Raw genomic sequence first — 14,264 nt, 5'->3', positions numbered from 1 at the left:
ACACAGGTGGGTACACGCGACGGATCATACAGCGTGAACCGAGGAGATCGCCGTCGAGCGCAGTGTTACTTGACGATCCGATCCGTAGCCGCGTCGCGGGAACCGGCAACATTGTGGGGTTACGCCGAGCACATACACACCTCCGGATTAGGTCCGGTCGATGGACGCAGGCACAGACGGGTACGTCGGCGGTGCGGACAGCGCCCCGACCGACGTCCTCGTCGAACTGGACGGCGTACGGAAGACCTACAGGGACACGACGGCCGTCGCGGACGTGACGCTGCGCGTCGAACGCGGCGAGTTCTTCACCCTGGTCGGTCCCTCCGGATGCGGGAAGACGACGACGCTCCGCCTCGTGAGCGGGTTCGAGGAGGCGACGGACGGCGTCGTCCGTATCGACGGCAGCGACGTCACGGGCGTATCGCCAGAACACCGGGATACGAATCTCGTCTTCCAGCACCACGCGCTGTTTCCGCACATGACGGTCGCGGAGAACGTCGGGTACGGCCTCCGGAAAGACGGCGGAGTCTCGACGGACGAACGCGAACGCCGGGTCGCCGAGATGCTCTCTCTCGTCGATCTCGACAGCTACGGCGATCGGTCGACGGCGGACCTCTCGGGCGGCCAGCAGCAGCGCGTCGCCCTCGCACGCGCGCTGGTGAACGAGCCGTCGGTGCTGCTCCTCGACGAACCGCTGTCGAGCTTGGACCGCAAGCTCCGCAAGCAGATGCAGTCGGAACTGCGACGGCTCCACGACGCCGTCGACGGGTCGTTCTTCTACGTCACGCACGACCAGGAGCTCGCGATGGCGATGTCGGACCGCATCGGCGTGATGCGGGCCGGCGAAATCGTGCAGATCGGAACGCCCGAGGAGGTCTACCGAGAGCCGGCGTCGCCGTTCGTCGCGGAGTTCGTCGGCGACACCACCCTCCTCGACGGCCGCGTCGAACCGCCGGAGTCGGGCGGGGGTACACCGACGTTGACGGTCGGCGAGTGGCTGTCGGTCCCCATCGAGACGGACGCGACGGGTAGCGTGACCGTGTCGATTCGCCCCGAGATGGTGGACCGAACGGACGCCGACCCCGAGGCCGCGGCGGACGTCGACGGCGCGTTCACCGCGGAGGTGCGCGAACGAACGTTCCAGGGCGAGTCGGTCCGGTACCGGCTCGCCCCGATCACGGCAACGGACGGCTCGACTGCCGACGTCGAACTCCAGGCGTCGATTCGGAGCGCGGACTCGCCGCTCGCCCCGGGCGAGCGAGCGACGTTCGCGGTGACCGGCGACCCCGTGGCGTTCGACGCGTAGCGGCCGGCGAACGCCGTTCGCGACGCCACTCGCTTCCTCGCGGTTCGAGAACGGGATCACCGTGAGAACGGGACCGAAGAGCTCCCCCTGGACGATTCGCGTTCCGTCCACGTCGGAGAAGACCGTCGGCGGGACGAAGTAGCCGTCCCTGTCGACGGGTTCGCGACGGAGGTGTTCGGGTTTCGAAACGCGCTACTCCTTACGGCCAGAGACCCCGGGCGTCGTGCGCTTCCGCGATCCGTGACAGCGCGACGGTGTAGGCAGCGTCTCGCCACGTGACGCCGCGGTCGTCGACCTCGTCTCTGACGACTTCCCATGCCGTCAGCATCTCCTGTTCGAGTTCGTTGTGGACTCGTTCGAGCGACCAGGCCCGACGGTTGATGTCCTGAAGCCACTCGAAGTAGCTGACGGTGACACCGCCGGCGTTCGCGAGGATGTCGGGGATGACTGGAATCCCCCGTTCCGTGAAGATCCGGTCGGCGGCGCTCGTCGTCGGTCCATTAGCGCCCTCGACGACGACGTCCGCCCTCACGTCGTCGGCGTTCTCGACTGTCAGGACGTTTCCGAGCGCGGCCGGGATGAGGACGTCGACGTCGAGTTCGAGTAACTCCGCGTTCGTAACTGTCTCGGGCGCTTCGTGGGCCATGACGGCCTCGGGCTCTTCGTGATGTGACGGGATCGAGTGGGTGTCGAGGCCGTTCGCGTCGTAGATCCCGCCGTTGACGTCGCTGACTGCGACGACGTTCGCACCCCAGTCGTCGAGCAGACGCGCCGCGTTCGACCCGACGCTCCCGTACCCCTGGATGGCGACGGACGTCTCTTTGATGTTCTTCTCGTAGTAGTCGATCGCTTCCCGGGCGATGATAGCGACGCTCCGTCCGGGCGCTTCGTCTCGTCCCTTGCTTCCGCCGACGACCGGCGGCTTTCCCGTGACGACGCCGGGGACCGTTTCGCCCTCCTGCATCGAATAGGCGTCCATCAACCACGCCATCGTCTGCGGGTCCGTGCCCATGTCCGGTGCCGGAATGTCAACGGTCGGGCCGATGACGCCGCGGATCTCCTCGGTGAACCGTCGGGTGAGTCGCTCTTTCTCGTCGTCGCTCAGCGCTTTCGGATTGACGGCGACGCCGCCCTTCGCGCCGCCAAACGGCAGATCCATCACGGCACATTTCCAGGTCATCCACATCCCGAGACCGACGCATTCGTCTCGGGTCACTTCCGGGTGAAACCGGAGGCCGCCCTTGTACGGACCCCGAACGCTGTCGTGTTGGGCGCGATAGCCGGTGAACACCTCCACCGTTCCGTCGTCGCGTTCGATCGGAACCGTGACCTCGTGGACCTTCTTCGGATATTTGAGACGCTCGACGATGTTCGGATCGATATCGAGGAGGTCAGCAGCGTGTTGCAGTTGCCGACGCGCCGTCTGAAGGGCGGATTCGTTGGTTACTGACGCTTCGTCTGTCGCTTCGTCGTGAGCAGAACTGGGTTTCGACGACATTATTATTCGATCGGAGTACGGCGGTTTCGCATTTCACCTGCACAATCCGGACACTGGCTGGGGGCACTCTCCGCGAAGACGATCTTCCCACACCCGAAGCACTCGTATGGACTCTCTTCGTCGGGATCTATGTCGACATCTTTCATGTGAGTTCACGAGTGCCGAGGGATCGTCGCAGGCACTCTGCTAAGGAGTAATAAGTGTATAAGGGTATATTCAGCAGTTCACAATCACACCCTTTTCGAGACTGGTGGTTCGATATTCAACTATCGAGGGCGGCGACGGAGAGGTTGCTGTCTTCGAAGAGCGCTGCGAACAGTTTCCGCTGTACCGTTCGGGCGTGGCGATAAAATGCCGTCGGAGAGATGTCGAGCGTCTCAGCAACCTCCTCGCCAGTGCTCCTCCGCGGCGATTCGAAGAATCCGCTGTAATAGGCCGTTTGGATGACCTCTAACTGCCGTTCGGTGAGTTCGTCGAGGAACTTCGAATACAGGTCGTGTTCGGCGGCCTGATCGAGCGTCTGCTTGGATCGGAGTTCGACGCCCGAGAACGTTTCACGGATCAACTGCGTTATGTTCCGGATTTCGACGCTGTCCGGGATGTCGACGACGAGCGTCGTCGTCGACGGATCGGCCGTCGCTTCCCGGAAGACGGCTCCGTGGTCCGCCAATTCTATCGCGATGAACGGCTGTGTCAGCTGCAATCGCAAGACGCTTCCTTCGCCGTTCCGACTGATCTCCTGAACCTCGTCGACGGCGACCAGCCCGGACGCGGCGCTTTTGACCGCGTCCACGGTGCTGTCTTCGACCGTCACGAACACGTATCGGCCTTCGCTCGTTTGCTGAACGCCGCCGTGATACGAGAGCGTACAGTCTGCGTCGCGAGCGAGTCGTGACAACACGAACGTCGAGTCGTCGACGGCGAACTCGAGGCGGGTCATCGACGTGGTGAGCAGCGCGTTCTTTCGCTCGATTGCGCTGAGCGCGGACGCGATCGTCTCCCCGAGTTCGGCGAGGACGGCCTGTGTCGTGTCGTCGAACGCATCCCGAGACGCCGCATAAACCGTCAGAACGCCGTGTGTGAGGTCGTTGTAGACCAACGGAATGCTCAGAACCGAGAGGTAGTCTCGAACGAGGGCGTCCTTTCGCCACGGCTCGTCGCGGAGACCGGAAGCGACGTTCGTCACCATCGTGACCTCTCCGGTGGCGGCGGTTCGCTCCGACGGCTCCGCTCCGGACACGGAAAAGGGTCGGCTGTCCAGATACCGCTGCCCGTCGCCGGCCCACGCCCGCGGTTCGACGCTCTCGGTGGCGGGATCGATCGTCCCGATCCAGGCGAACTCGAACCGGTCTTCGTCGGTCAGCAACTCGCAGACGGTGTGGTCGATCTCCTCTCGGGTCTCGGCCTGGACGACGGTCTGATCGATCTCCCGGATCGTTTCGTTAATCCGATTCAACGCGCTGAGCTGCTCGTTTTGCCGTTGGAGCGTCCGATCTTGCTCGCGGAGGCGAGACTCTCTCGTGACGCGATCGAGCGCCGCCTCGGCAGTCGCCGCGAGCAGGTCCGCGAGTTCGCGGGTGATCTCGTCGAACGTCCCGACTTCGTCCGATCCGGCGACGAACACGCCGTGCTCTCCGAGCGGAATGTAGGTCGCTCTCCGGAGATCCGTCGCCCGGTTTCCGAGTCGGTCCGCGTCGTGGACGTCTTCGAAGAAGAGCGGCTCGCTCTCGACGAAACTGTAACTCGGAAGCGTTTCACCGTCGGTGTGGACGGTCGGCAGCGGGCCGTTCAACTCCTCCATCGTCGGGGAGTGTGCCGCGGGTCGCAGATCGTTGGTGTCCGGGTCGAACAGGTAGACCGCGCTCGCGTCCAGGTCGAGGACGCTGGAAGCGTCGTCGACGATGTGGTGGGCGATCTCCCGATGCGTCTCCGCGTAGAGGAACTCACGCGCGGTCCCCTGTAGCGTCGCCAGTGCCTCCTCGCGCTGCTTGCGTTTCGTGACGTCTCGACAGCTGTAGAGGAGCGTTCCGTCGCGTATCGAGACCGCACGCACGTTGACCAGCAGCGTATGTTCGCGGCCGGCCTTGTCGGTGGCCGTGCACTCGACGTTTTCCAGAACGCCGTTCTCCGTGAGCTCTTCGCGGTCGACCAGGTCGTCGCCCAAGAGCTCGTCGATGGTTCCCATCTCGTAGACCTCCTCGACGGTGTAGCCGAAGACGAAGTGGACGTTAGGACTGACGTAGGTGTATTCGCCGTCTTCGTCCGTGATGAGGACGGTGTCGGTCATGTTGTTAAGTATGACGCGGTGGAGTTCCTCTGACGCCCGCAGATCGCGTTCGAGACCGACCCGTTCGGTGACGTCCACCCCTTCGACGACGATCGAAATGAGATCTCCGCGTTCGCTCTCGACGGGACGAACCGAGAGGTCGATGACGCGCGGATCGTCGAGGTGAGACGGCTGTTCGACGACCGCGTTACCGAACGCGCCGTTGCGAGCCTTCTCCACGATCTGCCGGATATCGGCCTGCGTGCCGTCGGTGTGAGACCACCACGGGAGCGTCCAGAACGGTTCTCCGACGACCGCGTCGACCGTCTCGTCGACCATCTCGCGGGCCGTCTGATTCACGCGGACGAGTGCCCCCTCTGGATCGAGCACCCACGTCGCCGTCCGCGAGTCGTCGAAGATGGCGTCGAACTGCCGCGCCCGCTCTCGCTGGGTGGCTGTCCGCTGTGCGGCTCTGACTGCCCGCTCCGTTCGCTCCAGGAGTTCCGTCGCCATCCGGTCGACCGGTTCCGTGAGCGCCACGTAGTCGGTCACGCCAGCGCCGATCGCTCGACTCGCGACGGCTTCGCCTCCGGAGGCAGTGGCTAAAATCACGGGCAGAGTCGTGGTGTCGGCACGGATTTCGCGAATCAGGTCGACGCCCGTAATCTCGTCGAGCGTGTACTCGGTGACGAGACAGTCCACCGTTCCGTTCCGGAGAGCCTCGCGTGCTCCCCTCTCGGTCTCGACCCGTCGAATAGCCGCATTAGACCGCGTTTCGAGCGTCTCTGCGTACGCCTGAATCCGCTCGGTCGTCCCGACGAGCAAGACGGAAGACGAATCCAGAACCGTGGGGGTGAGTGACATTATTCGACTGCCGAGGGCCAGCGGGAGTGTAGTTCAGTGCCGGTTCGGCTTCGAACTCGGCGCTGCTGTTTCGGGTCGACGAGCGCGGCCATAGCTGGTTGACTATCGAACACGGTCAAAGAAAAGGGGTTTGCTATGCGGGGAGCGAATCCCTTTACGTTCCCGTCGCGTAGCCGCCGCCGTGCTGACGAAGGACCTCCTCCGGGTGTCACGGGCGGGCGGCGGCTACCGGCCCAGGTTCGCGGCGCGCGAGCACCGCCCGCTGGCCGCCCGCGCTATCGGCATCTTCCGGGACCACGTCGGCGACACGCGGGCGGCCCTCGACGCGGCCGTCGAGGACCTCGAAGCCGACGCCGACGACTTCAAACTCGTCCGGGGGTTCGCGTCGCTGCTCGAACGCGACGCGGAGTTCGAGACGCGGGCGGCCGTCCCGCCGGAGCGCGCCCGGCGCGTCGCCTTCGAGACGGCCGAGTCCGTCGGCGTCGTCACCGAAACGGACCGCGAGACGGCGCTCTCACGGGCGGCCGACCGCCTCGGCGTCGCGCCGAGCGCGCTCGACGACGCCCTCTACGCGGACCGGGACGCCCGGCAGGTCCTCGCCGACTTCGATCCGCGGTGGAGCCCGGACGCCCTCCTCGACCAGTACGACCTCTCGCTGGCTCAGACGGCGCTGTTCGACGCCACCGAGGTTCGCGTCCGGAGCTCCGACCCGAAGGCGCTGGTGTCGGCGGTCAAACGCCTCAGACTGCTCTACGAGGTGCGGAAGACGCCCGAGGGGCGCGAAGTCGTCGCCACCGGCCCCGACGCCCTCTTTCGTCGGACGCGGCGGTACGGGACGTCGTTCGCCCGCCTCCTCCGGTCCGTGGCGACGGCCCCGACGTGGACGCTGACCGCGACCGTCGACGATCGGGGGACCGAACGCGAGATGACGCTCACCCAGGACGACGTCTCCGTCCCCGGCGTCGACCCGGTGGCCGAACCCACCTACGACAGCGGCGTCGAAGCCGACTTCGCCGCCCGCTTCACCGCGCTCGGTCTGGACTGGGACCTCGTGCGCGAACCCGAACCCTCGAAGCGGGCACGACGGTGATGATCCCCGACTTCGCGTTCGACTACCGGTACGCCGACTTCCGCATCTACTTCGAGATCATGGGCTTTTGGACGCCGGAGTACGTCGAGTCGAAGCTACAGAAACTGGACGACGTCGAGGACGAGGAACTGCTGGTCGCCGTCGACGAGTCGCTCGGCGTCGGCGAGGACGTCGCCGCCCGGGACCACCGCGCCATCCCCTATTCGAACGCTGTCCGCGTCAAGGACGTGGTGGACGTCCTCCGCGAGTTCGAATCCGACCTCGTCGCCGACGCGGCGGCGTCGCTTCCGGACCGACTTCGCCCCGACGACGACGCGGTGTCGCTCGCGACGCTCGCGGACCGCCACGGCGTCGGCGAGGACGCGGTCGAAGCGGTCGACTTCCCCGACCACGAACGCGTCGGGCGGACGCTCGTCCGCCCGGTCGTCCTCGACGCCGTGGCCGCCGAACTCGACGCCGGGATGGCGCTCGCGGAGGCCGAGGAAATCCTCGACGCCCACGGTCTCGACGACGCCAGCGCCGCGCTCTCGCGTCTCGGCTACCGGGTGGCGTGGGACGGGTTGAGCGGCGGGACGGTCCGGGAGAAGTAGTCAGGAGAGGTCTTCCTGTCGCCCCTTCGGTATCTGGGACCGGAGTTCGCCGTGGAGGTAGAGGCCGACACCGAGGGGTTCGGGTTCGCCGACGACGTCGTGGGCGACGCCGAGATACCCCAGTCGCCGTCCCAGTCGACGTCCTGGTCCTCGCCGCGAGCGAACCGCACCGCCTGGTCGCGCGTGAGGTGGACGACGTTCCTCGTGGCCTCGCGGCCGAACCGCTGGACTGCGTCCGTCGTCGGCTTCCAGTGTTCCTGTCGCGTGCGGAGAAAGGTCATGCCGAGACCCTCCACGTTGACGGGCGTCTCCAGGTCCGCGTGGAGGATCCACACCTTCCCCTTGCCTTTCTCCCAGAAGGTGTAGTCGTCGAAGGCATCGGCGGGGACGCCAAAGCGGTCCTCCCACCACCGGACGACTTCCGCGCGGGTCGCGCGGCCCGCGGCCGTTCGCTCCTCGGCCGTCGCCGGCAGGCGGTCGAACATCTGGCCGTCGTTGGCACCGCTCATGCCGTCACCTCCAGTTTCGCACAGAAGAACCCGCCCGTGTCGTTCTGGTGTGGGTAGATGCGCTGGGCCTTCTCGACGGCCGGATGGTACTCGTCGCCCTTCCACTCGGTGACGCCGGGCGACCCCTCCAGCGGCGAGTCGAAGTCGACGAGACGGCAGTCCTCCTCGCGGACGGCGTGGTCGAGGACGGCCTCGTTCTCTTCGGGGGCGAAGGTGCAGGTAGAGTAGACGACGACACCCCCGGGTCGGGTCGCCTGAATCGCCCGCCTGAGGATCCCCTTCTGGACGCCGACGACGCTTTTCACGTGGCCGAGCGTCCACTCCTCCAGCACGTCGGGGTTCTTCCGGCAGGTGCCCTCACAGGAACAGGGCGCGTCCACCAGCGTCCGGTCGAACGACTCGAAGTCGAAGGGGTTGAACGAGAAGTTCCGGGCGTCCTGATTGGTGACAACGAGATTCGAGACGCCGAGGCGTTCGGCGTTGTGCCGTAGGGCGGAGAGCCGTCCGAGGTTGTTGTCGTTGCCGACGAGGAGGCCCTCGTCGTCCATTAGCGCCGCCATCTGCGTCGTCTTGCTCCCCGGTGCGGCGCAGGCGTCCCAGACGCGTTCGCCGGGTCGCGGATCGAGGACGAGCGGCGGCAGCGCCGACACCTCCTCCTGTCCGTGGACCCACCCGTGGAAGTAGGGCCACGTCGTCCCCGGACTCCCCTCGGGGAGGCGGAAGACGCCGGGGTGCCACGACGCCCGGTCGTAGTCGACGCCGGCCTCGTCGAACGCCGCGGCCACCCGGTCGGGGCTCGCCTTGACGGTGTTCGTTCGAACGACGGAGGGCAGCGGTCGCTCGCAGGCGGCCCGGAAGGCGTCGACGTCGTCGACGAGCGGTTCGTACCGCTCAAGCGGATTCATTACCGACCGTTCGACGTCCGGGGGTTAGTCGGTTTCGAACTGGCGTCGTTTCGCACGTCGCCGCGTCGTCGGCGAACGGGCCGTCCGCGACGGGTCGACGTCTCCGAACCGGCTTCGAGCGACCGCTGCGGCCGCGGCGTGACGACGGCGTTCTGCAAGCCTTAAGCGCCCCGAGGGGCTTTCCCCGGATATGACAGACGACGCGGCCGAAGCGACGGACGCGCGGGACGCGGAGCAGTCGAGCGAGGCGGCCGACGGCGAGGAAGCCAGCCTGGCCGCCCGGGTCGCCGAACACGACGAGTCGCTGGCGGCGGCCGTCGAGAGCCTCGAAGCGCGCGTCACGGATCTCGAGCGCGAACTCGAAGACAGGGAAGAGCAGATCGACGACCTCGAATCGCGACTGAAGCGCAAACAGGCCGACTTCGAGAACTACAAGAAACGCGCGAAAAAGCGCCAGGAGCAACTGAAAGAGCGGGCGACCGAGGATCTGATCGAACAAGTCGTGAGCGTCCGCGACGACCTGGTGCGCGCCCTCGACCAGGACGAGGCGGTCGACGTCCGCGAGGGCCTGGAGGCGACGCTGAAGGAGTTCGATCACGTCCTGGAGGCGGAGAACGTCACGCCCATCGAACCCGAGGCGGGCGAGGAAGTCGACCCTCAGCGCCACGAGGTGATGATGCGCGTCGAGAGCGACCAGCCGGAAGGGACCGTCGTCGACGTCTTCCGACCGGGCTACGAGATGGCGGACAAGGTCGTCCGCACCGCACAGGTGACCGTCAGTTCCGGCGAGTGACGCGTCTCGACGCGCGTGGCTGTCGACCGATTTGAACGTCTACAAAAATCCCCCGGAGCGATTCGTTTGCGATCGAAAAAATCGCAAGACGTGAGCGGGAAGTAGAAATCGGGGAACTCGACCGGTCTAGTAACCTTTAACCGGCGGAAACCGATACGTACGGACAAGATGGCGAGCAACAAGATTCTGGGGATCGACCTCGGGACGACGAACAGCGCGTTCGCGGTGATGGAGGGCGGCGACCCGGAGATCGTCGTGAACGCGGAGGGCGAGCGGACGACGCCCTCCGTCGTCGCGTTCACCGAGGACGACGAGCGACTGGTCGGAAAGCCGGCGAAAAATCAGGCCGTCCAGAACCCCGACCGGACGATCCAGTCTATCAAGCGCCACATGGGGGAACAGGACTACGCCGTCGACGTCGACGACGAGGAGTACACGCCGGAGCAGATCTCGGCGATGATCCTCCAGAAGATCAAGCGGGACGCCGAGGATTACCTCGGCGACGAGGTCGAGAAGGCCGTCATCACGGTCCCCGCCTACTTCAACGATCGCCAGCGACAGGCGACCAAAGACGCCGGCGAGATCGCCGGCTTCGAGGTCGAACGCATCGTCAACGAGCCGACGGCGGCGTCGATGGCGTACGGCCTCGACGACGAATCCGATCAGACCGTCCTCGTCTACGACCTCGGCGGCGGGACGTTCGACGTCTCCGTCCTCGACCTCGGCGGCGGCGTCTACGAGGTCGTCGCCACCAACGGCGACAACGACCTCGGCGGCGACGACTGGGACCGGGCGATCATCGACCACCTGGCCGAGGAGTTCGAGAACGAACACGGCATCGACCTCCGCGAGGACCGACAGGCGCTCCAGCGGCTGAAAGACGCCGCCGAGGAGGCCAAGATCGAACTCTCCTCGCGCAAGGAGACGGACATCAATCTGCCCTTCATCACGGCGACCAATTCGGGGCCGATCCACCTCGAAACGTCGCTCACGCGCGCGAAATTCGAGTCGCTGACCTCCGATCTCATCGAGCGGACCGTCGGCCCGACCGAACAGGCCCTCGAGGACGCCGGCTACGACAAGGGCGACATCGACGAGGTCATCCTCGTCGGCGGGTCGACCCGGATGCCCCAGGTCCAGGAGAAAGTCGAGGACCTGGTCGGCCAGGAGCCCAAGAAGAACGTCAACCCGGACGAGGCGGTCGCCCTCGGCGCGGCCATCCAGGCCGGCGTGCTCAGCGGCGACGTCGACGACATCGTCCTGCTGGACGTGACGCCGCTCTCGCTCGGTATCGAGGTCAAGGGCGGCCTGTTCGAGCGACTCATCGAGAAAAACACCACCATCCCGACCGAGGAGTCGAAGGTGTTCACCACGGCGGCGGACAACCAGACCTCCGTGCAGGTGCGGGTGTTCCAGGGCGAGCGCGAAATCGCCGAGGAGAACGAGCTGCTCGGCGAGTTCCAGCTCTCGGGCATCCCGCCCGCGCCCGCCGGCACGCCCCAGATCGAGGTGACGTTCAACATCGACGAGAACGGCATCGTCAACGTCGAAGCCGAGGACAAAGGCTCCGGCAACGCCGAATCCATCACCATCGAGGGCGGCGCTGGCCTCTCCGACGAGGAGATCGAGCAGATGCAGGAGGAAGCCGAGAAACACGCCGAGGAGGACGAACAGCGCCGCGAGCGCATCGAGGCCCGCAACGAGGCCGAAAGCGCTGTCCAGCGCGCGGAGACGCTCCTCGACGAGAACGAAGAGGCCGTCGACGACGACCTTCGCGAATCCATCGAGGACGCCATCGCGGACGTGGAGGCGGCCCTCGAAGAGGACGCCGACACCGAGGAACTGCAGGACGTTACCGAGGCACTCTCGGAGGAACTGCAGGAGATCGGCAAGCAGATGTACCAGCAACAGGCCCAGGCCGGTGCGGGCGGTGCCGGCGCGGGTGCCGCGGGCGCAGGTCCGGGTCCCGGTGCCGGTGCCGGCCCCGGTGCCGCGGGTGCCGGTGACGACGAGTACGTCGACGCCGACTTCGAAGACGTCGACGAAGACGACGAGTAGCCGCTGTCGGCGACGGAATCCGCGAGCCGCGTTTTTCAAGTAGTTCGCCCAAGTACCACTGGATAACTGATGACCGAGGACTTCTACGACGTACTCGGGGTCTCGAAAGACGCCACCGAAGACGAGATACAGCAGGCCTACCGGAAGAAGGCCACCGAGTACCACCCCGACGTCAGCGACGACCCGGACGCCGAGGAGAAGTTCAAGAAAGTCAAGAAGGCAAAAGAGATCCTCACGGACGACGAGAAGCGCTCGGCCTACGACCAGATGGGTCACGAACGCTTCGAGCAGGCCGAGAAGCGCGGCGGCTTCGACGGCGGTGCCGGCGGTGCGGGGGCGGGCCCTTCGGCGGCATGGGCGGCGGCGGTGGCGGCTTCGAGGACATCTTCAACCAGTTCTTCGGGGGCGGGGGCCGCGGAGATCAGAGCCGTCCCCGACAGGGACAGGACCTGCGGACGGCGCTCTCGCTCGACCTGGAGGAAGTGTACGACGGCGTCGAGAAGCAGTTCACCGTCACCCGGCCCAAGACCTGCGCGGACTGCGACGGGGCGGGGCACCCACCTGACGCCGACGTGGAGACCTGTTCCGAGTGTAACGGTCAGGGACAGGTGACGCAGGTCCAGCAGACGCCGTTCGGTCGGATGCAACAGACCACCACCTGTCGTCGGTGTGGCGGCGAGGGTCGCCTGTACAGCGACACCTGTTCGACCTGCGGCGGCGACGGGCAGGTCCGCGACGAGGCCACGCTCTCGGTGGACGTCCCGGCCGGCATCCGCGACGGGCAGTCCCTGCGCATGGAGGGCGAAGGCGCGCCGGGCCCCAACGGCGGTCCCAACGGCGACCTGTTGATCGAGGTGAGCGTCGCCGACCATCCGGACTTCGACCGCGACGGCGACGACCTCCGCTATCAGCACGCCATCTCCTTCCCGCAGGCGGTGTTCGGCGACACCGTGGAGGTCCCCACCCTCGACGGCAGCGTCGACATGGACGTCCCCCCGGCACGCAGAGCGGTGAGACGTTCCGTCTGCAGGGCAAAGGGATGCCCCGGCTGCGCCGCCGCGGCCACGGCGACCTCTACGTCCAGGTCCAAGTGGTCACGCCCTCGGAACTCAACGAGGAGCAGCGCGAGGCCCTCGAACAGTTCGCCGAGGCGGGCGGCGAGGACGTGGAAGTCACCGAGGGCTTCTTCGAGCGCATCAAAAACTCCTTCTGAAGCCGACGGCGACGCTTACTTGCCACTCGGGCGACGACCACGAGACGAAATGTCTCACACCAAAGTCGATTACCACGACGTCGACCCGGTCGGTGACGGCCTGTATTTCCTGCGCGACGCACTGGACTGCGAGAATCTCGGCGTCTCGGTGCTGGAGTGTGACCCCGGTTGGGTCGGGATGGAACACGACCACGCCGACGAGGGCGAGGAGGAAGTGTACCTGCTCGTCGAGGGCGAGGCGACCGTCGACGTCGAAGGGGAGTCGGTGGAGATGGACGCCGGCGACGCCCTCCGGGTCGCGCCGACGGCGACCCGGCAGATACACAACGGCGACGCCGAGAGTCGCTTCGTCGTCGTCGGTGCGCCCTGAAGGAGGCGGTCGGATCGGCTTCGCGTCCCGCGGGGCGAAACGGCCGCCCGTCCGACGTGGCGCTTTTCACGCTCGACCCCCGAAGCCACGCTATGGACGTCGTCGGCGACATCGTGGCGCGGGACCGGCGAAGCGACCGGCCGGCGCTCCGAGTCGCCACCCGGAACCGCCAGTACAGCTATCGCGACGCCTGCACCACGTCGTGGAAGGCCGGCAACGTCCTGCGCTACCTCGGCGTCCACGAGGGCGACCGGGTCGACGTCGCGCCCGTCCCGAGCCCACAGCCCCTGTTCACGTTCTTCGGAAGCGCGCTGCTGGGCGCGGTCACGGCCGTCGACGGACTCGGGGACGGTAGCGTGGTCGTCGTCCCCGCCGATCGGGAGGCCGCGTTCGACCCGCCGCCCGGGAGCGACCTGGTGGTCTTCGGCGACGCCCCGTCGGACCCGTCGGCGACGCACTGGGAGGGGACGGTCTGGAGCGAGAACCCGGCGTTCCCGCCGGTCCCGGTCTCGCCGTCGACACCGGCGCTCCGGGCGGCGGACGGCGTCTACACTCACCGCGACCTGCTCGACGCCGCCGAACGCGTCGTCGACGACGCGGACTTCGACGAGTCGCGGTCCGTCGCCGTCCGGGCCCCGCTGTCGGACCCCCGAACGCTCGTCGCCGCCGTCCTCGCGCCGCTCTCGGCCGGTGGCGACGTCGTCCTCCCCGACGGGGCGGCATCGGCCGACGTGGCAGTTACGGACGGCGACGCCGCGCCGGAACCCGAAGCGTTTTCCCTCGACCGAGTGCGGATGTAGGC

Annotated in this window: 9 protein-coding genes and 4 pseudogenes; 7 read left to right on the top strand and 6 right to left on the bottom strand. The window is 66.7% G+C overall.

All coding sequences use genetic code 11. From position 1 onward, the window contains the following. Positions 1–160 precede the first annotated feature (160 nt). Positions 161–1,306 carry an ABC transporter ATP-binding protein gene (locus ACFQJD_RS08770; protein ID WP_379797616.1) on the top strand — a complete coding sequence of 382 codons (1,146 nt, stop codon included), beginning with the start codon at positions 161–163 and terminating at the stop codon, positions 1,304–1,306. Positions 1,307–1,315: 9 nt separating this feature from the next. On the opposite strand, the pseudogene ACFQJD_RS08765 reads toward ACFQJD_RS08770, so the two are convergent. The 4 genes and pseudogenes from ACFQJD_RS08765 to ACFQJD_RS08750 all read right to left on the bottom strand — a co-directional run. Further along, positions 1,316–1,468, bottom strand: a pseudogene (locus ACFQJD_RS08765) (aldehyde dehydrogenase family protein); the annotation flags it as partial. A gap of 37 nt (positions 1,469–1,505) precedes the next feature. After that, a complete protein-coding gene (gdhB, locus tag ACFQJD_RS08760) occupies positions 1,506–2,804 on the bottom strand; it encodes a glutamate dehydrogenase GdhB (RefSeq protein WP_379797614.1) in 1,299 nt (432 codons plus the stop codon). Positions 2,805–2,806: 2 nt separating this feature from the next. Next, entirely contained in the window at positions 2,807–2,950 is a 144-nt protein-coding gene (locus ACFQJD_RS08755) for a rubrerythrin-like domain-containing protein (protein ID WP_379797612.1), read from the bottom strand. A 116-nt stretch (positions 2,951–3,066) separates the two neighbouring features. Continuing rightward, entirely contained in the window at positions 3,067–5,934 is a 2,868-nt protein-coding gene (locus ACFQJD_RS08750; protein WP_379797610.1) for a bacterio-opsin activator domain-containing protein, read from the bottom strand. A 181-nt stretch (positions 5,935–6,115) separates the two neighbouring features. On the opposite strand from ACFQJD_RS08750, the pseudogene ACFQJD_RS08745 reads away from it, so the two are divergent. Next, positions 6,116–7,614 (top strand): annotated as a pseudogene (locus ACFQJD_RS08745) (DUF790 family protein). Here ACFQJD_RS08745 and ACFQJD_RS08740 read toward each other — a convergent pair. Next, positions 7,615–8,123 (bottom strand): annotated as a pseudogene (locus ACFQJD_RS08740) (hypothetical protein). After that, on the bottom strand, positions 8,120–9,028 hold the full coding sequence (locus tag ACFQJD_RS08735) for an RsmB/NOP family class I SAM-dependent RNA methyltransferase (protein WP_379797608.1): 909 nt from the start codon (positions 9,026–9,028) through the stop codon (positions 8,120–8,122). Before ACFQJD_RS08735 ends, ACFQJD_RS08740 begins: the two are co-directional and overlap by 4 nt. A 190-nt stretch (positions 9,029–9,218) precedes the next feature. Here ACFQJD_RS08735 and ACFQJD_RS08730 point away from each other — a divergent pair, with 190 nt between their 5' ends. The 5 genes and pseudogenes from ACFQJD_RS08730 (at position 9,219) to ACFQJD_RS08710 (ending at position 14,262) form a co-directional block, all read left to right on the top strand. Next, entirely contained in the window at positions 9,219–9,821 is a 603-nt protein-coding gene (locus tag ACFQJD_RS08730) for a nucleotide exchange factor GrpE (protein WP_379797606.1), read from the top strand. Positions 9,822–9,989: 168 nt separating this feature from the next. Further along, positions 9,990–11,879 carry a molecular chaperone DnaK gene (gene dnaK / locus ACFQJD_RS08725; protein ID WP_379797604.1) on the top strand — a complete coding sequence of 630 codons (1,890 nt, stop codon included), beginning with the start codon at positions 9,990–9,992 and terminating at the stop codon, positions 11,877–11,879. Between the two features lie 69 nt (positions 11,880–11,948). Further along, positions 11,949–12,083 (top strand): annotated as a pseudogene (locus ACFQJD_RS08720) (DnaJ domain-containing protein); the annotation flags it as partial. 278 nt (positions 12,084–12,361) lie between these two features. Further along, positions 12,362–13,462 (top strand): DnaJ C-terminal domain-containing protein, encoded by a 1,101-nt coding sequence (locus tag ACFQJD_RS08715; protein WP_379797602.1) that lies wholly within the window; start codon positions 12,362–12,364, stop codon positions 13,460–13,462. Positions 13,463–13,554: 92 nt separating this feature from the next. Beyond that, complete coding sequence (locus tag ACFQJD_RS08710) at positions 13,555–14,262, top strand: acetyl-CoA synthetase (protein WP_379797600.1); 708 nt, start codon at positions 13,555–13,557, stop codon at positions 14,260–14,262. Positions 14,263–14,264: the final 2 nt, after the last annotated feature.

Source organism: Haloplanus sp. GCM10025708 (assembly GCF_042663985.1).
In the GTDB taxonomy this organism is placed as follows: domain Archaea; phylum Halobacteriota; class Halobacteria; order Halobacteriales; family Haloferacaceae; genus Salinirarus; species Salinirarus marinus.
This window is presented reverse-complemented; position numbering and strand designations above follow the sequence as displayed.